The 18,057-nt window shown below is 64.7% G+C and carries 16 protein-coding genes; 6 read left to right on the top strand and 10 right to left on the bottom strand.

All coding sequences use genetic code 11. The annotated features are described in order from the left end of the window. Positions 1 to 4: 4 nt before the first annotated feature. Genes aroQ through CD932_RS26405 form a run of 4 tightly spaced genes read right to left on the bottom strand, consistent with a single transcriptional unit; the run spans position 5 to position 3,091 of the window. Complete coding sequence (aroQ, locus tag CD932_RS26420) at positions 5 to 481, bottom strand: type II 3-dehydroquinate dehydratase (protein ID WP_094445826.1); 477 nt, start codon at positions 479 to 481, stop codon at positions 5 to 7. Continuing rightward, on the bottom strand, positions 478 to 1,365 hold the full coding sequence (locus CD932_RS26415) for a sugar phosphate isomerase/epimerase (protein WP_094445825.1): 888 nt from the start codon (positions 1,363 to 1,365) through the stop codon (positions 478 to 480). The genes aroQ and CD932_RS26415 overlap by 4 nt, the downstream gene beginning before the upstream one ends. Beyond that, the gene (locus CD932_RS26410) at positions 1,362 to 2,207 is read right to left on the bottom strand and encodes a shikimate dehydrogenase (RefSeq protein ID WP_094445824.1); all 846 of its coding nucleotides are present in this window, start codon (positions 2,205 to 2,207) and stop codon (positions 1,362 to 1,364) included. The genes CD932_RS26415 and CD932_RS26410 overlap by 4 nt, the downstream gene beginning before the upstream one ends. Further along, positions 2,204 to 3,091 carry a 4-hydroxyphenylpyruvate dioxygenase gene (locus CD932_RS26405; RefSeq protein WP_094445823.1) on the bottom strand — a complete coding sequence of 296 codons (888 nt, stop codon included), beginning with the start codon at positions 3,089 to 3,091 and terminating at the stop codon, positions 2,204 to 2,206. The genes CD932_RS26410 and CD932_RS26405 overlap by 4 nt, the downstream gene beginning before the upstream one ends. Positions 3,092 to 3,230: 139 nt before the next feature. On the opposite strand from CD932_RS26405, the gene CD932_RS26400 reads away from it, so the two are divergent. Continuing rightward, a complete protein-coding gene (locus CD932_RS26400; protein ID WP_094445822.1) occupies positions 3,231 to 4,013 on the top strand; it encodes an IclR family transcriptional regulator C-terminal domain-containing protein in 783 nt (260 codons plus the stop codon). 168 nt (positions 4,014 to 4,181) lie between these two features. Here CD932_RS26400 and CD932_RS26395 read toward each other — a convergent pair whose 3' ends face one another. The 4 genes from CD932_RS26395 to CD932_RS26380 are packed head-to-tail and all read right to left on the bottom strand — an operon-like array spanning position 4,182 to position 9,256. Beyond that, positions 4,182 to 6,317, bottom strand: coding sequence for a TonB-dependent receptor (locus tag CD932_RS26395; RefSeq protein WP_094445821.1), 2,136 nt, complete (start codon positions 6,315 to 6,317; stop codon positions 4,182 to 4,184). Between the two features lie 22 nt (positions 6,318 to 6,339). Next, positions 6,340 to 6,768 carry a c-type cytochrome gene (locus tag CD932_RS26390; RefSeq protein WP_094445820.1) on the bottom strand — a complete coding sequence of 143 codons (429 nt, stop codon included), beginning with the start codon at positions 6,766 to 6,768 and terminating at the stop codon, positions 6,340 to 6,342. 14 nt (positions 6,769 to 6,782) lie between these two features. Next, a complete protein-coding gene (locus tag CD932_RS26385) occupies positions 6,783 to 7,391 on the bottom strand; it encodes a pentapeptide repeat-containing protein (RefSeq protein WP_094445819.1) in 609 nt (202 codons plus the stop codon). Beyond that, positions 7,388 to 9,256 carry a methanol/ethanol family PQQ-dependent dehydrogenase gene (locus tag CD932_RS26380; RefSeq protein ID WP_094445818.1) on the bottom strand — a complete coding sequence of 623 codons (1,869 nt, stop codon included), beginning with the start codon at positions 9,254 to 9,256 and terminating at the stop codon, positions 7,388 to 7,390. The genes CD932_RS26385 and CD932_RS26380 overlap by 4 nt, the downstream gene beginning before the upstream one ends. A 256-nt stretch (positions 9,257 to 9,512) precedes the next feature. Between CD932_RS26380 and CD932_RS26375 the strand changes: the two genes are divergently transcribed. Continuing rightward, positions 9,513 to 9,833: a high-potential iron-sulfur protein gene (locus tag CD932_RS26375; protein WP_094445817.1), complete on the top strand. Its 321-nt coding sequence runs from the start codon at positions 9,513 to 9,515 to the stop codon at positions 9,831 to 9,833. Between the two features lie 53 nt (positions 9,834 to 9,886). Here CD932_RS26375 and pedF read toward each other — a convergent pair whose 3' ends face one another. After that, positions 9,887 to 10,309, bottom strand: coding sequence for a cytochrome c-550 PedF (gene pedF / locus CD932_RS26370; RefSeq protein WP_094445890.1), 423 nt, complete (start codon positions 10,307 to 10,309; stop codon positions 9,887 to 9,889). A gap of 381 nt (positions 10,310 to 10,690) precedes the next feature. Here pedF and adh point away from each other — a divergent pair, with 381 nt between their 5' ends. The 4 genes from adh to CD932_RS26350 all read left to right on the top strand — a co-directional run bounded on the left by adh (position 10,691) and on the right by CD932_RS26350 (position 15,832). Continuing rightward, positions 10,691 to 12,211, top strand: coding sequence for an aldehyde dehydrogenase (gene adh / locus CD932_RS26365; protein ID WP_094445816.1), 1,521 nt, complete (start codon positions 10,691 to 10,693; stop codon positions 12,209 to 12,211). A 6-nt stretch (positions 12,212 to 12,217) separates the two neighbouring features. Further along, the gene (locus tag CD932_RS26360) at positions 12,218 to 12,601 is read left to right on the top strand and encodes a DUF779 domain-containing protein (protein ID WP_094445815.1); all 384 of its coding nucleotides are present in this window, start codon (positions 12,218 to 12,220) and stop codon (positions 12,599 to 12,601) included. A 121-nt stretch (positions 12,602 to 12,722) separates the two neighbouring features. Further along, a complete protein-coding gene (locus tag CD932_RS26355) occupies positions 12,723 to 14,858 on the top strand; it encodes a 4Fe-4S binding protein (protein ID WP_254926772.1) in 2,136 nt (711 codons plus the stop codon). Further along, entirely contained in the window at positions 14,855 to 15,832 is a 978-nt protein-coding gene (locus tag CD932_RS26350; protein WP_094445813.1) for an FAD:protein FMN transferase, read from the top strand. Before CD932_RS26355 ends, CD932_RS26350 begins: the two co-directional genes overlap by 4 nt. Before the next feature lie 6 nt (positions 15,833 to 15,838). Here CD932_RS26350 and CD932_RS26345 read toward each other — a convergent pair whose 3' ends face one another. After that, the gene (locus tag CD932_RS26345) at positions 15,839 to 17,746 is read right to left on the bottom strand and encodes a sigma-54-dependent Fis family transcriptional regulator (RefSeq protein WP_094445812.1); all 1,908 of its coding nucleotides are present in this window, start codon (positions 17,744 to 17,746) and stop codon (positions 15,839 to 15,841) included. Positions 17,747 to 18,057 lie beyond the last annotated feature (311 nt).

The following is an 18,057-nucleotide window of genomic DNA, read 5'->3' as shown; positions in this document are numbered from 1 at the left end:
TTTTTTATTTCACCTTGCTGGCGCTGTCCGATGGCGGACCGAGCGCCAGCGCCGCGATCGCCAGCGCATAGCCCTGCACCCCGAAGCCGGCCATCACGCCGTGCACCGCAGGCGAAAGGTACGAGTGATGGCGGAACGGCTCGCGTGCATGGACATTGGTGATATGCAGCTCGATCACCTTCACCTGCGCGCCCTTGATGGCGTCGTGCAGCGCCACCGACGTGTGGGTATACGCGCCGGCGTTGAACACCACGCCGGCCAGTTCGCCGCGCGCCTGCGCGGCGCCGGCCTGGTGCAGCCAGTCGATCAGCACGCCCTCGTGGTTGGACTGGCGGAAGTCCAGCGTGGTGCCGTGCAGGGCGCAGGCGTCGCCGCACAAGCGTTCGACCTCGTCCAGCGTGTGCGCGCCATACACGCCCGGCTCGCGCCGGCCGAGCAGATTGAGGTTGGGTCCGTTCAGGACCAGGATGGTCTGCTTCATGCCATCACCGGCTGGCCGTGGACCGGGCGCCGCACTTCCAGGCTGCGGCGCAGCACCTGGTCGGTGACCCACTTGGCCGAACGGTGCGCCCGCCCGGCGACGATTTCCGGCGCCAGTTGCAGGTAGTCGTCGTTGAAGACTTCAAAGCTGTAGTCGCCGCTGTAGCCGCCGCGGTCGAGCCGGCGCAGCAGGTCGGCCAGCTCCGCCGAATGGGCGCCCTCGCCGGGGAACACGCGCAGGTGGCGCGCCGTCTCCAGACGCTCCTCGGTTGAGCGGATGTCGCGCCACATGAAGTCCGACAGCTGCACCATGGCGATCTTGTGGGCCGGGATATCGGCCAGGTCATCGAGGTTGGCGCGGTTTGCCAGCATGTGGAACGAGTCGATCACCACCCCCAGGTTGGCATGGTTGGCCAGCTCCACCGCCTGCCACGATTGTTCGACCTGGTTGATATGGCGGCCCCAGGACAGCGCCTCGAAGCCTATCCGCACTCCCAGCGGCACCGCCGCCGTGGCCAGCTTGGCCAGCTGGCGCGCCACCAGGTCGATATCGTCACTGGCGTGGCCAGAGGTGGTAGAGCACACCATCAGCAGCGGTGCGCCCACCGCGTGGCACACGCGCAGCAGCTCGCGGGCGATGTCGAATTTGTAGTCGTGCAGCGCGCCGCTCAAGCCCTCGTAGTCGCGCATCACCTGGATGCCGGTCACCCGCACGCCGCTGGCGCGCACGATGCGCACCGCTTCATCGAGCCCGCCGGGATGGCCCGCCAGGTCGCGCGCCCACAGCATGATTTGCGAAAAGCCCAGTGCCTGCGAGGCGCGCAGCTTCGCTTCCAGCGGGCCGGCCAGTGTAATGCTGTCCATGCCGAAGTTGGAGAGATTCATAAGGCCTCCAGTGCGCGAAAGGCGTCGGACGAGACCCCGGTCCAGCCGAAGCGCTCGAGGTACAAGGGCGCCTGTTCGATCAGCATCTCCTTGCCTTTCTGGATGCGGCAGCCGCGTTCCTGCGCCTGGCGCAGCAGGCCGGTCATCTCGATCTTCATGCCGCAGTCGGCCACGACGCAGTCGGGCGAGACGTCCTGCAGGTCGATCGGCACCGCGTCGTCGGCGTGCATGCCGAGCGGGGTGGCATTGACCACCACGTCGTAGCCGGCCGCCTGCGGCGTGCCGAGCACGATGCGCACGGCAGGGAAGGCCTGGCGCAGGCGCGCTTGCAGCGCCGCCGCCGGTTCGGGACGGGTGTCGCAGATGGCCACCTCGGCGTAGCCGCGTTCGGCCAGCGCATAGGCAATCGCGCAGCCGACGCCGCCGGTGCCCACCACCAGCGCCCGCGATGTGGCGGGCCTGGGGGCGTGGCCGGCGCACAGGCGGTCGAAGGCGCGGATAAAACCTTCGCCGTCGATCAGGTCGCCCGTCAGCACGCCGTCGGCGTCGCGGTAGATGGCGTTGCAGGCGCCGGCCAGCGCGGCGCGCGGCGTTGCCACCTGCACCGCCCCCACGCTGGCCGGCTTGTGCGGAATCGAGACGAAGATGCCGCCGACATTCTCGAACGACATCAGCATGCGCACCGCCGCCGCATAGGAGGCTGGCGCCACCTTGAGTGGCACCACCCGCGCATCGAGGCCGTGGCGCTGGAAGTAGGCGTTGAACAGCGCCGGGGCCTTCACCTGTTCGACCGGCCAGCCGATCACGGGGAAGATGCGCGTGGTACCGGAAATGTCGGTCATGGCTGCTCCCCGAGGTGGCTGTGCACCAGTTCGAAACTGACGCCGCCCTTGTACAACTGGGTCAGCGCGCCTTTCTCGCTGGCCTGTACCGGTTCGCGGTCGATGAAGACGATGCCGCGCTGTCCGAGCGCGCGCACGGCGGCCGGCACGTCCGGCGCGCCGAAGGCCACGCGGATCAATTGCTCGCCCCATTGCAGGCCTGCTGCATCTGCCGGCGGCTCCACCAGTTGCAGGTAGAAGCGGTGGCACGGGCTTTCCAGCAGCGTGCCCTTGGGCACCACGCCGAAGTAGCGGCCCTCCGGCAGCGCGCGGAAATCCATCAGTTGCTGGTAAAAGGCGATCCACTCCGGCGCGCGACCGGCGCCGATGGCCTGCACCACGCCGAAAAAGTGCAATCCGGCCAAGGAGGGGGTGGGGGCGCTTGCGGGCGCGTGCGCAAGCGGCTTGAAGTCGACGTCGTAGATCGAGAAGTCGCGGAAGCGGTCGACGAAATACAGGATCGAGTCGCCCGGACCGTGGACGCCCGGGATGTTCAATTCCATCACGCCGGCGCGGGTCGGAATCGGCCAGGCGCCCTGGTCGACTGCGTGGCGGTAGGCGGCGTCGGCGTCGCGCACGCGCAGGGCGATGGCGCTGACGATGGTCGAGCGTGGCTCGGTGCCCGATTGCTGCAGGGCGCGCGGATCGGCGTTGACGATCACGTTCATGCCGCCCTGGCGGTACAGCGTTACTTCACGTGAGCGGTGGCGGGCGGTGGCCACGAAGCCCAGCTGCTCGAGCAGCGCGCCAAAGGCCAGCGGTTCTGCGCTGGCGTATTCGATGAATTCGATGCCGTCGATGCCAAGCGGATTGCTTGGCCCGGGATGGGCTTGCGGTGTGTTCATGGTCTCCTCGCTGTGAACTGATGCAGCGAGTGTAGAAAACGACTGCGATGAAAAACAGACCCCAAAATCGCAAATAGTGCAATAATCGCCCGTAGTGCGCGATTATCGCGCAATCATCGTGGAATGATGCGGGGGGCTGATGAGACGGCAGGCGTTACAGGACGTGGCGGTCGACAAGCGCGACGTCATTGAAGGACTGGTCAAGGGACTGGAAGTGATACGCGCGTTCAGCGACGAATCGATGCGCCTGAGCGCCAGCGAGCTGGCCGACAAGGTGCCGCTCACGCGCAGCGCGGCGCGCCGCTACCTGCTCACGCTGGTCCACGTGGGCATGGCGCAGACCGACGGCCGGCAGTTCTGGCTGACGCCCAAGGTACTGTCGCTGGGCCACTCCTACCTGGACTCGGCGCGGCTGCCGCGCGCCATCGTGCCGTTCCTGCAGCGCCTCACCACGCAATTGCAAGAGTCCAGCAACTACTCGGTACTGGAAGGCGACGACGTGGTGTACGTCAGCCGCGTCAACGCGCCGCGCGTGCTCACCGCCGGTTTCGATCCGGGCACGCGGCTGCCGGCCTACACGTCCACGGCCGGCCGCGTGCTGCTCTCGGGGCTGCCCGAGGACGTCTTGCACGCCTACCTGGAGCGGGTGGAGTTGGTGGCGTACACCCACATGACCGTCACCGACAAGCAGGTGCTGCTGCGCGAATTGATGGCGATCCGCGCAGCCGGGTTTGGCGTCACCGAGAACCAGTACGAGGTGGGCATGCGCGGCATTTCGGTGCCGATCAAGAGCCGGCGCGGCGACCTGGTGGGCGCGTTGTCGGTCTCGATGAGCGTGTCCAACTGCTCGCGCGCGGAGGCGACCGCGCGCTGCGTGCCGGCGTTGCAGGCTAGCGCCAATACCGTCATGCTGTGGATCTGAGCGGCGGCTCCGACTGTTCTGCCAGGCCGGGCCAGTCGCCAATATCAGGCACAGCCAACGCAAGCCGCTGGCCTTGACGAAATGGCCGTGGCTCCCTTCCGAGGGGCGCCAGCAGGAGATGTATTCATCTGCTGGGATAGACGCTAGGCACCAGCCCCGGTTGTTCGATCAGAACACGTACTGCGCGCTGGCGCCCAGCAGCCAGTTGCGTCCCGGCGCCGCCTCGTAATAGCGCTTGTTGCTGTCGCCGACGATGACCGAGCCCACATAGGTCTTGTCGAACAGGTTGTTCAGGCGCGCGAACTGCTTGAAGCGCCAGGTGCCCACGCTTTGTTTCGCATTGACGCGCGCATTGAACACCGTGTAGCCAGGGGCAGGCTTTTCGCGGTTGCTGTCTTCCGCGTAGACCTGCTTGCTGGCCACTGTTTCGAACGCGGCGCCGAAGCGCTCCAGGCTGTCTTTCCACCCCAGTTCCGCAAACAGATTGGCGCTCGGCACGCCCGGCAAACGGCTGCCCCTGGCGACGGCGCCGAACGCTTCGTCATAGACGGCGTGCAAGCTGGTCAGCGCCCATCTGGTCGTGAAGCCGTACGGCAGGCTGGAGTCAAACGACACTTCCACGCCCTGGCGGACGGTCTTGCTGGCGTTTTTATAGCTGGTGCGCCCGCCACTGGACACATCGACCACCAGTTCATCATCCGTATGGACCTGGAACACGGCCGCATTCAGATGGGTACTGCTGGCGATGCGCGCCTTGACGCCCGCTTCCAGGTTGGTGCTGGTGGCCGGCTTGAGCTTGAAATTGAAGCCGCTGCCGGAACCCGAGTAAAACAGTTCATTCAAGGTCGGCGCCTCGAAGCCGCGCGCGGCGCTGGCATAGACGTTCAGGTTCGGGTTGAGCTGGTACAGCAGGCCCAGTACCGGCGTCGTGTGGCTGTATTCGACGCTGCCGCTGTCGTTGCCGTTGCCGAGGTAATGGTCGTCCACCGACACCTTCATCCTGCTGTACCGCACACCCGCGCTCAGCATCCACGGGCCGCTTTGCCATTCCGCCTGGAGGTAGGGGTCGAGGCTGGAGACCACATTCTGTTCGTCGCGGCGCAGCCGTCCCTTCAGGCCGAAGACATCGCCGAGATAGTTTTCATAGCCGGTGCGCGCGTCCTTCGAGCGGCCATAGTCGATGCCGATGGTGGTACTGAGCTTGCCGCCGGCCAGCTGGTTCATGTGCGTCCAGTTGGTATCGACGCCATAAAAATCGCGCTGGAAGTCGACCACGCCGCCCGAATGGCTGGCGGGCGCCTGGAAGCCTTTGGTAAATGCCTGGTACTGGATCACGTCGCGGTTGCCGCCATAGGCCATCACGCGCAGGCGGTCGTCGCCGAAGCGCTGCTCCCAGGTGGCGCCGAGCTGCTGATGATCGATGCTCTTGCGCGTGTCGTAGCGCTCGGCCAGGGTGCGCTTCGGATTTTGCGTGTCGCTCGCATCGAGCTCGCCGGCGCGCGGATCGCGCTGAAAAGTCGCCCAGGTGACGCCCAGCGGATCTTGTGTATTGCCCTGGTGCAGGCTGTTGGCAACGATGGTCAGCTTGCTGTCGGCCGTCGGCTTGACGGTGATCTTGCCGAACGCCTGTTCGCGCCTGGCGGCGCTGTGGTCGCGAAAACCGTCGGTGCGAAAGCGCGAGCCATCGAGCACATAGCCGATGCCGTTCGCCTCGCCCTGGGCGTTCAGGTCTGCCTTATTGGTGCCGTCGCTGCCGCCGGTGACGTTCAGTTCCACCGACGGCGGATTTTTTCCGTCCCTGGAAAACAGCTGGATCACGCCGCCCGAGTGGTTGCCGTAGATGGCGGAAAACGGCCCGCGCAGCACTTCGATACGCTCGGCCGTGTCGAGATTGAAAGTGGCGGCCTGGCCCTGGCCATCGGGCATGCTGGCCGGGATGCCGTCGCTGATCAGGCGTACGCCGCGCACCCCGAAGGCTGAACGGGCGCCGAAGCCGCGCGAGGAAATCTGCAGGTCCTGCGCATAGTTCTGGCGGTTCTGCACCACCAGGCCCGGCACGGCTGCCAGCGCTTCCGAGGCGTTGACGCGGATCTGCCCATCCCCGATGCGCGCGCTGTCGATGACGTCGATGGCGGCCGGCAGAGCGAAGCTGGGGTGGCCGACGCGGGTGGCGCTGACCACCACCACGTCGGCGATGGGCAAGTTTGCCGCTTCGGCTGCGGCTTCTGCCGCCAGCACGGCGGCGGGTGCGCTCAGCGCAAACAGCGCGGCGACGGCGTTCAAACGGTAACGGTACGGCTGCATGAATTCTCCAGTGGGGGGGCGGCTAGTGCGCCGCGTGGTCGATGTCGACGCTGGTCTTGAGGCGCGGCGTGGCCGGCGGGCGGCTGTCGATAAAGCTGCGCACGGCCCAGATTTCTTGCGCCGTCAGCACGTCGCGCCAGGGCGGCATGTAGACGATGCCCGCGCGCACCTTGCCTGCCTTGACCGACATCATAAAGTAGGCATCGACATCCTGCAGGCAGCGCGCCTGCAGTGCGCTGTCCTTCAGTTGCAGGCAAAAGGCGTTCAGGCGGCGCAGGTCGGGCGCTTCGGCCGAGGGCTGCGTTGCCTGCTCGCCATGGCAGCGGGCGCAATTGGCCTGGAACACGGTGGCGCCCAGATTGATGGCGGCCGGGTCGCCGCGCGACGGCATCGTTTCGGCGGCGTGCGCGGCCAACGGCGAGAACAACAGGAGCAAAAACAGACGATGCATGGCGCTCTCCGGTATTACCAGCCGGAAGGGCAGCCGCTGCAGCCCTCCAGGTTGGCGTCAGGGAAAATGGTAAAGCGCAGGATGGCGCGCTCGAGATGGGCGTTTTTCAGGTTGGAACCCCAGAATTTCGCTTCCTGCAGGTCGGCGTCGACCAGGCTGGCGCCCACCAGGCTGGTCAGGTTCAGGCGCGCCGCTTCCAGGCTGGCGCCGCGCAGGTCGGCGCCGTCCATGTCGGCGCGCATCAGCCGGCTCGTTTCCAGATTGATGCCGGCCATGATGGCGTTCCTGAACGAGGCGCCCGGCGCATTGAGCGAATAGGCCATGGCGCCGGTCAGGTCGGCGCCGTCGAGCAGGGCGCCGGCCAGGTTGGCGCTGCGCAGATTGGCGCGCATCAGGCGCGCGCCGCGCAGATCGGCGCCGTGCAGGTCCTTGCCGACCAGGTTGGCGCCGCGCAGGTCGGCGTTGGCGCATTGCGCATACGGCCACAGATGGCAACCGTTGATGATGGTCACTTCGGGCGCGCTGGCGCCCTGGGCGAGCTGGGCGCCGGCATGCGGTGCCAGGCACAAAGCCCAGCACAGCAGCGTGCCGGACGCCGTCAAGCGAACCGGCGCCGTCCTCATTTGCTGGCCACTCTCGATGGTGCTTTCGGCAGCTTGAAGACCCAGTAGCTGCCGCCCTGCGTGACCTGCTTGGTCAGCTCGGCCATGTCGCCGCCCCACAGTGGCACCGCGCCGCCATAGCCGCTGGACAGGCCGATATATTGTTCGCCATCCTGTTCCCACGTAATGGGCACGGAGACCACGCCCGAGCCGGTCTGGTATTTCCACAGTTCCTTGCCGGTCTTGGCGTCAAACGCCTTGACGAAGCCGTCCGACGTGCCAGTGATCAAGAGGCCGCCGGCAGTGGTCAGGGTGCCGCCCCACAGCGGGAATTTCTCCTTGTTTTCCCAGACGATCTTGCCGGTTTTCGGGTCGATGGCGCGCAGTGTGCCGATATGGTCTTCATACAGGCGCTTGATGCGGAAACCCTGGCCCAGGTAGGCCGAACCGGCCTTGTAGTGGATTTGCTCGGTCCAGTAATCCATGCCCCAGTGGTTGGCGGGGATATAGAACAGGCCCGTGTCGGGCGAATACGACATCGGCATCCAGTTGGTGCCGCCCAAAAATGGCGGCGACACGAACACGGCCTTGCCTTTGTCGGCGCCCGCTTCCGGCAGCGGCGGGCGCTTGCCGTTTTCCACCGGCCGGCCGGTTTTGATGTCGATGCTGGTAGCCCAGTTGATGCCGTCGACAAAAGGCCAGGCGTTGATCAGCGAAGTCGGCTTGTTCGGATAGCCGGCGCCCGTGGCCAGCTTGGTGCGGTCGGTAACATAGAAATAGCCGTTGCGGTCGGCGTGGGCGGAGGCCTTGACCACTTTGCCTGTCTTGCTGTCCTTGTAGTCGAACAGCACCACCGAGTTATTGCCCGAAAAATCCCAGGCGTCGTTCGGCGTGTGCTGGTAAAAGCCTTTCAGCTCGCCCGTGCTGGCGTCGACATAGGCCTGGCCCGAGGTGAACAGGCTGTCCCAGTTGCGCGGGTCGTCGCCTTCCTTGGTGCGCTCCCAGGTGTTCCATGGCGCGGGGTTGCCGGCGCCGATGACGATGGTGTTGGTCTCAGGGTCGAACGACGCCGTCTGCCATGGCGCGCCGCCGCCGTGTTCCCACGCTTCGCGCAGCTTGCCGTCCTTGTCGCGCGGCCAGCTGGGGGCTTTGGCGTCGCCGGTCGGCGTGCCCGGCTTGCCGTCGGTGCGGCCCACATGGCCTTCGACCAGCGGGCGCGCCCACACTTCCGCACCGGTTTCCGGATCGCGCGCGAACAGCCAGCCCTGGGCGCCGAATTCATCGCCCGAGTTGCCATGGATCAGCAGCACGCGGCCGCCTTTTTCGCGGATCACGAACGGCGCACCCGTCATCGTGTAGCCGAGCTTCTGGTCGCCGAATTTTTCGTTCCACATCACCTTGCCGGTCTTCTTGTTCAACGCCACCATGCGCGCGTCGAGCGTGCCGAAATAGATTTTGTCGCCGAAGATGGCCGGGCCACGGTTGACCACGTCGCAGCAGGGACGGATATCGTCGGGCAGCCGGTGTTCATAGGCCCACAGCTGCTTGCCGGTCTTGGCGTCCAGTGCGTAAATGCGCGAGTACGAGGCCGTCACATAGATGATGCCGTCATGCACCAGCGCCTGCGCTTCCTGGCCGCGCTGCTTTTCGCCGCCGAAAGAAAAAGTCCAGGCTGGCACGATCTGGTCGACATTTTTCGTGTTGATTTTTTTTGCCAGGCTGTGGCGCTGCGCCTTCAGGCCCAGGCCGTAGCTGAGCACGTTGGCTGTGCCCTTGTCGGCATTGGCGATATCGTCCCAGGTGACTTTGGTGTCGGCCGCCGAGACGGCGCCGGCGATCAGGGCAAGGATGGCGAAAGCGATCGGACGTGGAAATTGTGGCTGCATGCTGGTCTCCCTTACAGATTTTTTATGGTGGTGCGACATGGTCGCTGTGGGTATTTGAGCAACATGCGTGCCAGCGGCTTTCAGCAGGGGCGGTGATGGCGCATGCGCCGTCCTGCCACAGTCAGCGGTGCCGCGCTGTCCTGTTTTGCAACAGGGTGAGGTCGTTGCCCGTGGCAGGACCCTGCTGGCACAGGGGTTGCTGTCAGCAGCGTGAAGGCCGACAGGTGCCTTTTTTTAACCACAACAGGAGACCACCATGCACCAAGCACCACGCCGCCATTTTATTTGCCAACTGCTCGCCGTCGGCGGCATGGGCGCCGCCTCGCTGGCCGGCGCCCAGTCGAGCGCACCGAAGGTCGACGAGGACAGCGACCAGGCCAGCGCGCTCGGCTACCGCCACGACAGCAGCAAGGTCGATACGAAAAAATACCCGCAACACCAGCCGGTGCAGCACTGTGCCAACTGCTCTTTCTTCCAGGGGAAAAAGGACGATGCCTGGGCCGGCTGCGCCATGTTTGGCCGCAAGCAGATCGCGGCGCCGGGCTGGTGCCTGGCCTGGGCCAAGCTTCCTGGCTAGAACGTAAAAAAGGCGCTGCCATGGCAGCGCCTGCTGGTGCTCGATGGACGCCGTTACAAAGGCATCTCGCGCCGCGTTTCCAGATACGCCTTCACGGCCCAGATTGCTTCCTGGCTGAATACCCCTTCGAACGGCGGCATATACACGGCGCCATTGCGCGAGCGGCCGTGGCGCACCGTGTCCAGCACGTACTGATCAATTTCTTGTGCGCAAGCATCCTTTTTCTTGGCGTCGGCCAGGGCGGCACAGTCATTGTCGAGCTTGCGCAGATCGGGCGCCATGCCGCCCGACACCGCTTCGAGCCCGTGGCAGCGCGCGCAATTCTGGGTAAAGGCGGAGTTGCCGATCCGTATCGCTTCCGCATTGTTACGGTACGGGTTTTCCGTGCGCCACTCGGCGCCCAATTGTGGCAGTGTGGATGTGTCGACCGCCTGCGGCGTCATATTGCCGTGCGCCCAGACAGCGGCGGCCAGCATGCCGGCGAGGCCGCCGGCGGCCAGGCGCAAGGCACGCCGGCGCCGGGCGTTGGTAGTGGTGGGAATGCGTGGGGTCATGATAGTCTCCGTTCTGGTTATGCGCTGATTGCGTCCATGACCAGATAGCAATCGGTATGCCATCGCGGCCACCACCAAGGCCGCTTGCAGCGAGGGCTGTGCCATTGCTCAGAAACGGAACAACCGGCGCGCTTGCCTGATCCCATTTGACGCAGCCCCCCGGGCTTTGCGCACCGAACACCGCTGTTTTCATGCTGGCACGGCATTTGCAAAACAAGAGATCAGGATCACCTGACGAATAATCCAAAGGGCCGCTTCGCGGCGGCTTTCATCGAAGCTAAGACCAACGAGAAAGAGGACGACATGAATCTGGCAGACATCAGCAAACTGGGCGTAGCCAATCCCTTCAAACAACGCTACGACAACTATATCGGCGGCAAATTCGTCGCTCCCGTCAAGGGCGAATACTTCGGCAATATCACGCCGATCACGGGCCAGGTGTTTTGCGAAGTAGCCCGTTCCACGGCGGAAGACGTCGAGCTGGCGCTGGACGCGGCCCACGCCGCCAAGGATGCATGGGGCAAGACCTCGCAGACCGAGCGCGCCAATATCCTCAATAAAATCGCCGACCGCATGGAAGCGAACCTGTCGCTGATCGCTACCGCCGAAACCATCGACAACGGCAAGCCGATCCGCGAAACGATGGCCGCCGACATTCCACTGGCGATCGATCACTTCCGCTATTTTGCCGGCTGCATCCGCGCCCAGGAAGGCTCGGTCGCGCAGATCGACGCCGAAACCTATGCCTATCACTTCCACGAGCCGCTCGGTGTGGTGGGTCAGATCATCCCGTGGAATTTCCCCATCCTGATGGCCGTGTGGAAGCTGGCGCCGGCCCTGGCCGCCGGCAATTGCGTGGTGCTCAAACCTGCCGAGCAGACGCCGGCCTCCATCCTGGTGCTCATCGAGATCATAGGCGACCTGCTGCCGCCGGGCGTGCTCAATATCGTCAACGGCTACGGCCTGGAAGCGGGCAAACCGCTGGCCTCGAACAAGCGCATTGCCAAGATCGCCTTCACCGGCGAGACGGGCACCGGCCGCCTGATCATGCAGTACGCGGCGCAGAACCTGATTCCCGTCACCCTGGAGCTGGGCGGCAAATCGCCGAACATCTTCTTTGCCGACGTGATGGACGCCGACGATGCCTTCTTCGACAAATGCCTGGAAGGCTTTGCCATGTTTGCGCTGAACCAGGGCGAGGTGTGCACCTGCCCGTCGCGCGTGCTGATCCAGGAGTCGATCTACGAAGCATTCATCGCCCGTGCCCTGGAACGGGTGGCGAAGATCAAGCAGGGCAATCCGCTCGACGCGTCCACCATGCTGGGCGCCCAGGCCTCGCAGGAGCAGCTTGAAAAAATCCTGTCGTATATCGACATCGGCAAGCAGGAAGGCGCCGAATTGCTGGCCGGCGGCGAGCGCAATACGCAGGGCGGCGACCTGGAAAACGGCTATTACGTGCGCCCTACCGTGTTCAAGGGCGACAACAGCATGCGCATCTTCCAGGAAGAGATCTTCGGGCCGGTGGTGTCGGTGACCACCTTCAAGGACGAAGCCGACGCGCTGCGCATCGCCAACGACACCTTGTATGGCCTCGGCGCGGGCTTGTGGACGCGCGACGGTTCGCGCGCCTTCCGCGTCGGCCGCGCCATCCAGGCCGGCCGCGTGTGGACCAATTGCTACCACCTGTACCCGGCCCACGCCGCGTTCGGCGGCTACAAGCAGTCGGGCATCGGCCGCGAAAACCACAAGATGATGCTGGATCATTACCAGCAGACGAAAAACCTGCTGGTGTCGTACAGCCCGAACGCGCTGGGCTTCTTCTAAGGAGGCATGATGACCATGGAACGCGTGACGGCGACACCAGCCGCACTCGACATGCTGGCCACCTTGCGGGCCAAGCATGGACCGCTGATGTTTTTCCAGTCGGGCGGCTGCTGCGACGGCAGCGCGCCGATGTGCTACGCGGCCGGCGAGTTCAATCTGTCCGACACCGACGTCTACCTCGGCAACCTGGACGGCACGCCGTTCTACATGGGCATCGAGCAGTTCGCGTACTGGGAGCATACGCAGCTGATCATCGACGTGGTCAATGGCAATGGCGGCATGTTCTCGCTCGATAACGGCACCGGCCGCCGTTTCCTGACCCGCTCGCACCTGTTCACCGACGAGGAACTGGCGCAGCTGCGGCATCCTTCGAAGGCAGCGAGCACCTAGTTTGTTGCCACCCGGTCTGGAACCAGCGGGCGTCATCTCCCCGCTCGCCCGGACACGGTTTTAGCTGACGGCTGCGGCCGTCGGCTTTTTTTACGCCTGCCTGACGACATGACTGGAGACCATGATGAATACAGCGGCGTGCTGCCGGCGCGCGATAACGCTTGTCCTGTGCCTGGCGACCGGCGTGCTGGCGCTGCTGATCGGCGCCGCCTGCGCCCATGCGGGCGTGATGACGCATGCCGAACTGGTTCGGCGTTTCCCTGCGCCCTTGCTGGTGGGCGAGCGCGATGCGGAACTGCCGATCTGGCCCTTGTTCCGCCAGAATGCCAGTGGCGGCGAACTGGCCGGCTATGTATTTGAATCAGGCGATCTGGCGCCGATTCCAGGTTTCTCGGGCGTGCCCGTCAACCTGCTGGTGGCAATCGATCCAAGTGGGCGTTTTATCGGCGTCGAGGTGCTGTCGCAGCACGAGCCGGTGTTCCAGTATGGGCTCGGTGAAGCGCCGCTGTTTGAGTTCGTCAAGCAGTATCAGGGCGTATCGCTCAAACAGAATATCGGTATCGAGACCAATAGCCGGCGTGTTCGCCAGCCTGATGCGGCGCGCGTGGCGATCGACGGTATTTCCAAGGCGACGGTATCGGTGCGCATCATTAATGAAAGCGTGCTGGCAGCCGCCTTGCTGGTGTCGCGCCGCAAGCTGGGGTTTGGTGCTGGCAGGGGCGCGGGCGGTATTGCCCGCGTGCGACCGGACCTCCCCGATGCCATGACTTTCCAGCGCCTGCTGGACGATGGCCTGGTGCGGCATCTGCGCATGAGCAACGCCCAGATGGAAAAGCTGTACGCGGGCAGCGACGGCGCGCGGCTTGATGAAGAAGGGCTGCGCCAGCCGGACGGTATCTTTATCGACCTGTATATCGCTTGTGTCTCCGTGCCTGGCGTGGCGCGCAGCCTGCTCTCCGAAGCGAGCCTGGCGAAATTGAAACCGTGGCTGGAGCAGGGCGACCAGGCGATCCTTGTCATGTCGTCGGGACGTCACCTGGTACCAGGCGAGGATTTTACGCGCGGCGGCATCCCGCAGCGGCTGCTGCTGCGCCAGCATCAGTTGGCCATCGATATGCGCGACCTCGATCTGGAGCTGAAACTGGTGGCCGGCACTCCCATTCCAGCGGACGCCAGCCTGACGGTATTTCGCATTCCCGCAGAGGCAGGCCTCGATCCCGGCGCCGCGTTTGACTTCACCGTGCCCGTCACGCGCAACAAGGGCCAGTTCTACCCGGAGCGCATTACGCGCGAGTTGCCGATCACTTACCGCGTACCGTCGCGTTTCCTGATTGCCGCGCCGGCAGATACAGCCTGGCATGAAGCCTGGCAGGCGCGGCGCCTTGACTTGCTGATACTGGCGTTGGGCCTCTCGGTGCTGGTGCTGGCCTTGTCGCGGCCGCGCAAACTGAGTGCCCATGCACGCCGCTTCCAGTCGTTTCGCGGCGCCTATCTGCTGTTTACGGTCGGCTTTATCGGCTACTACGCCCAGGCGCAGCTATCGATTGTCAATCTCACTGGCGTGATCCAGGCGCTAGTGGCCGGGCGCAGCCTGGCGTTTTTGCTGCACGACCCGATGACGGTGGCGCTGTGGGCATTCGTGCTGCTCTCGCTGCTGCTGTGGGGACGTGGCACCTTCTGCGGCTGGCTATGCCCGTTCGGCGCGCTGCAGGAGTTCGCCGGCAAGCTGGCGCGCCAGTGCAGAGTGCCGCAGGTGCGACTGAGCGGTGTCATGGATGCGCGTCTCAAACGCGTCAAATACGCGGCGCTGGCGCTGATACTGGCCAGCGCGTTTACCGGCTTTGCCGTCGATACGGTGGTGGAACTGGAGCCGTTCAAGACGGCCATTACGCTCAACTTCGTGCGCGCCTGGCCGTATGCGGCGTACGCGCTGGTGCTGCTGGCAATCAGCGCGTTTGTACATAAATTCTTTTGCCGCTATCTGTGTCCGCTGGGCGCCTCGCTGGCGCTGCTGGGCAGGTTTCGTCTGCTGGACTGGATACCGCGCCGCAGCGAATGCGGCACGCCTTGCCAGACCTGCCGCCACCGCTGCGACTACCAGGCCATCGCGCCCGATGGCAAGGTGGCGTACGCGGAATGCTTTCAATGCATGGATTGCGTGGTGATCCATGAAAGCGAACAGCGCTGCGCGCCGCGCCTGTTTGAGCTCAAGCGCGCCCGCATCCCTATTATTCCCGATACAGGAGTTGCCCCATGAAGCGCCGCAGTTTTCTGAGTGCCTCGCTGGGCGCCATCGCCGCCGGCGCCTGCGCCTGGCCACGTCATGCACCGGTGCATACCGGTGTCGCACTCGCCTTTGGCACCACCATCCAGATCGCGCTCATGCATGCCGACGAACCGGTGGCGCGCATGGCGATCCGCGACGCGCTGGCGGCGGCGCAGCGGGTCGACCGCCTGATGAGCATTTACCAGCCGGGCAGCCAAGTCTATCAGTTGAACCGCGATGGCGTGCTGCGTCAACCTGATGCGCAGTTGCTGGCCGTGCTGGCGCAGGCGCGAGCCTTGTCGCAACTGACGCACGGCGCTTTCGATATCACCGTCCAGCCCTTGTGGCGCGCCTGGAGCGAGGCGGTCGCGCGCGGCGCCTTGCCGGTGCCGGCGCAGCGGCGCCAGGCCAAAGCGCGGGTGGACTGGCGCCAGGTCGAATTCGACGCGCGGCAGGTAACCCTGGCGCCCGGCATGGCGATCACCTTGAACGGCCTGGCGCAAGGGTACGCGGCCGACATGGCGCTGGCGGCCGTGCAGGCCCATGGCGTGCGCCATGCGCTGCTCGATACGGGCGAATTCGTGGCCTGCGGACGCAAGCGCGCGCATCAGCCATGGACCTTGGGCGTGCGTGACCCGCGCGAGCCCCAAGCCCTGGCGGCGACCCTGTTCATCAACGGCTGCGCAGTGGCGACCTCGGGCGACTATGCAACGAGCTTTACGCCCGACCATCTGCATCACCATATCTTTGATCCCGCCGTCGGCGACTCGCCGCAGGAACTGGCCAGCGTCACCGTGATGGCGCCGACCGGCATGCTGGCCGATGGCCTGTCGACCGCCTTTATGGTGCTGGGCCGTGAAAGGGCTGCGCTGCTGGCGGCCAGCCTGCCCGGCGTGGACCTGCTGGCCATCGACAAGCAGGGCCGCGAGTGGCGCTCGGCCGGTTTTCCGCCGCAAGCTTCGTGACGCTATTTACTTCAATCCCGGGATTTTTCGATAGATCGTATTGCGCGACACGCCCAGCGCGCGTGCCGTGGCCGAGACATTGCCGCCGTTGGCCGCCAGCGATTTCGCGATCACCGACTGCTCCATTTCGTCAAGGCTGGCGCCCTGGGCCAGCAAGCGCTCGGTACTTGCTGCGGCGTCCACTGTGGTATCTGGATCCGGGCTTTGCTCGATATCGTCGAGGAAGTCGTCGGGCATATGGCGCAGGCAGATTTCCATCTCGTCGCCGGCCATCACGATGGCGGTGCGCAGCAGATTGGTGAGCTGGCGGAAGTTGCCGGGCCAGCGGTGCTGGCGGAACAGCGCCAGGATCTCGGGCGAGACGTAGTAGCGGCCGTGCTCGGCTTGCGTCGACAGGATTTTCTTGACCACCGTTTCCAGGTCGGTGCGCTCGCGCAGCGGCGGCAGCTTGACCACCAGGCCATTGAGCCGGTAGTACAAGTCTTCGCGGAACAGCCCGCGCGCCATGCGCTCGCGCAGATTATGGTTGGTGGCGCAGATCAGTTCCACATTCACGGGGATCGACTTGTCGCTGCCCAAGGGCGTGACCATGCGTTCCTGCAGCACGCGCAGCAGCCGTGCCTGCAGGCTGAACGGCATGTCGCCGATCTCGTCGAGGAACAGGGTGCCGCCATTGGCCTGCAAAATCTTGCCGACCGCGCCTTTCTTGCGCGCGCCGGTAAAGGCCCCGTCTTCATAGCCGAACAGTTCGGACTCGATCAGCGTTTCCGGGATCGAGGCGCAGTTGACGGCAACGAAAGGACTCATGGCGCGCGGTGAATCGTTATGGATGGCCTGGGCCAGCAGCTCCTTGCCGGTGCCGGTTTCGCCCATGATCATGATGGGAATATCGCGTCCCAGCACGCGCGTGACCTTGTCGATCACCAGTTCCAGCTGCGGGTCGCCGGTGCGCAGATAGCGCAGGCCGGACAGGCGGCGCGCTTGCGCGGCGGCCTGGTTGGCGCCTGCCGCCGCAGTGGCCGGATTGGCCGGTGCCGTGCGTTCGCCGGACAATGATTGCTGGAACACATTGTTGGCCAGCCGCAGCTGGGCGCGGCCATACACGCGCACGCCGTTATGCATGCACAGGGTCAGCAGGCCGGGCGCGGCCGTACGGTAGTGTTCGAACAGGGCCGACACGGGCAGGCCGAACAGGGAACTGAAAGTGTGCGACTGCAGCGCTGAAAACGGCAGGCCCAGCTGGAACAAACCGTTGCGGTTGGCGGCCAGGAAGCGCCCGCCAGGGCTGAACGAAGCGATGCCTTCCATCAGGGTGCCGATGAATTCGGGTCGCGTATGAAAGTGGAGGGTGATCGCATCCTCAAAGGTGGCCGAAAACAACTGGTTTTCGATCATCAGCGCCGACATGCGCACCAGCGCCATGGTGTGCTTGTGGAAGCTGCGCTGGTCGCCCGAAACGTCCAGTACGCCGATCACCTTGCCCAGGTGGTCGGTAATCGGTGCGGCCGAGCAGGTCAGGAAATGGTTGGCCGCCAGATAGTGCTGGTCCGCGTGCACAAGCGTGGGCGAATTTTCGGCAATCGCCGTGCCGATCGCGTTGGTGCCCTTGCTCGCTTCGGACCAGGCTACGCCCGGCTGCAGCGCGACCCGGCTGGCTTTCTCCAGGAAATCGTCATCGCCGAGCGAATGGACGATCACGCCGGTGGCGTCCGTCAGAATCACCATATTGTGGGTGTTGACGATCTGCTGGTACAGCGTTTCCATCGCCGGCACGGCGTGCGCGTGCAGCAGCCGGTTCTGTTCGATCAGCACGGACAGGTCGCTGCGTGCCAGCGGGCTGAAGTCGGCCACCGATTCGGGCCGCAAGCCGTAGTCGACGGAACGCCGGCGCGAGGTTTCGATAATCAAAGGCATATTCTCCGGCCAGGAGGGGGCGGGGGCGGAGCTGTTCAGATCTGTCACAGTTGGACGGTGCATGATGGTCCCTAGTCTCGGTTGGCCGTCGCTCTTGGGCGCGGCTCTGTCTGTACCTGCACAGGTGTTCCATAATGTAGCACCTGCAGCGGAAGTGAGCAAAAGCGGGCTTGTCTGCTGTTGCTTTAACGGTAATAAGCAAGCTAAGTGCCAGCCAAAAAAAACAAGCCGAAAAATAGCCCTTGCAGGCCTTCCAGGCCAGGGCTATAATTCGCCCCCTCGCTGAACGATGCATGCAAATGCTGAGTAAG

It is taken from the genome of Janthinobacterium sp. PC23-8, assembly GCF_002250505.1.
In the GTDB taxonomy this organism is placed as follows: Bacteria; Pseudomonadota; Gammaproteobacteria; order Burkholderiales; family Burkholderiaceae_D; genus Janthinobacterium.
The sequence above is the reverse complement of the archived record's forward strand: the minus strand, read 5'-3'. Positions and strand labels throughout refer to the sequence as shown.

Excerpts from the sequence above, each read along its gene's own strand:
- aroQ (WP_094445826.1), bottom strand. The coding sequence starts at position 481 with ATGAAGCAGACCATCCTGGTCCTGAACGGACCCAACCTCAATCTGCTC.
- CD932_RS26415 (WP_094445825.1), bottom strand. The coding sequence starts at position 1,365 with ATGAATCTCTCCAACTTCGGCATGGACAGCATTACACTGGCCGGCCCG.
- CD932_RS26410 (WP_094445824.1), bottom strand. The coding sequence starts at position 2,207 with ATGACCGACATTTCCGGTACCACGCGCATCTTCCCCGTGATCGGCTGG.
- CD932_RS26405 (WP_094445823.1), bottom strand. The coding sequence starts at position 3,091 with ATGAACACACCGCAAGCCCATCCCGGGCCAAGCAATCCGCTTGGCATC.
- CD932_RS26400 (WP_094445822.1), top strand. The coding sequence starts at position 3,231 with ATGAGACGGCAGGCGTTACAGGACGTGGCGGTCGACAAGCGCGACGTC.
- CD932_RS26395 (WP_094445821.1), bottom strand. The coding sequence starts at position 6,317 with ATGCAGCCGTACCGTTACCGTTTGAACGCCGTCGCCGCGCTGTTTGCG.
- CD932_RS26390 (WP_094445820.1), bottom strand. The coding sequence starts at position 6,768 with ATGCATCGTCTGTTTTTGCTCCTGTTGTTCTCGCCGTTGGCCGCGCAC.
- CD932_RS26385 (WP_094445819.1), bottom strand. The coding sequence starts at position 7,391 with ATGAGGACGGCGCCGGTTCGCTTGACGGCGTCCGGCACGCTGCTGTGC.
- CD932_RS26380 (WP_094445818.1), bottom strand. The coding sequence starts at position 9,256 with ATGCAGCCACAATTTCCACGTCCGATCGCTTTCGCCATCCTTGCCCTG.
- CD932_RS26375 (WP_094445817.1), top strand. The coding sequence starts at position 9,513 with ATGCACCAAGCACCACGCCGCCATTTTATTTGCCAACTGCTCGCCGTC.
- pedF (WP_094445890.1), bottom strand. The coding sequence starts at position 10,309 with ATGCTGGCCGCCGCTGTCTGGGCGCACGGCAATATGACGCCGCAGGCG.
- adh (WP_094445816.1), top strand. The coding sequence starts at position 10,691 with ATGAATCTGGCAGACATCAGCAAACTGGGCGTAGCCAATCCCTTCAAA.
- CD932_RS26360 (WP_094445815.1), top strand. The coding sequence starts at position 12,218 with ATGATGACCATGGAACGCGTGACGGCGACACCAGCCGCACTCGACATG.
- CD932_RS26355 (WP_254926772.1), top strand. The coding sequence starts at position 12,723 with ATGATGAATACAGCGGCGTGCTGCCGGCGCGCGATAACGCTTGTCCTG.
- CD932_RS26350 (WP_094445813.1), top strand. The coding sequence starts at position 14,855 with ATGAAGCGCCGCAGTTTTCTGAGTGCCTCGCTGGGCGCCATCGCCGCC.
- CD932_RS26345 (WP_094445812.1), bottom strand. The coding sequence starts at position 17,746 with ATGCCTTTGATTATCGAAACCTCGCGCCGGCGTTCCGTCGACTACGGC.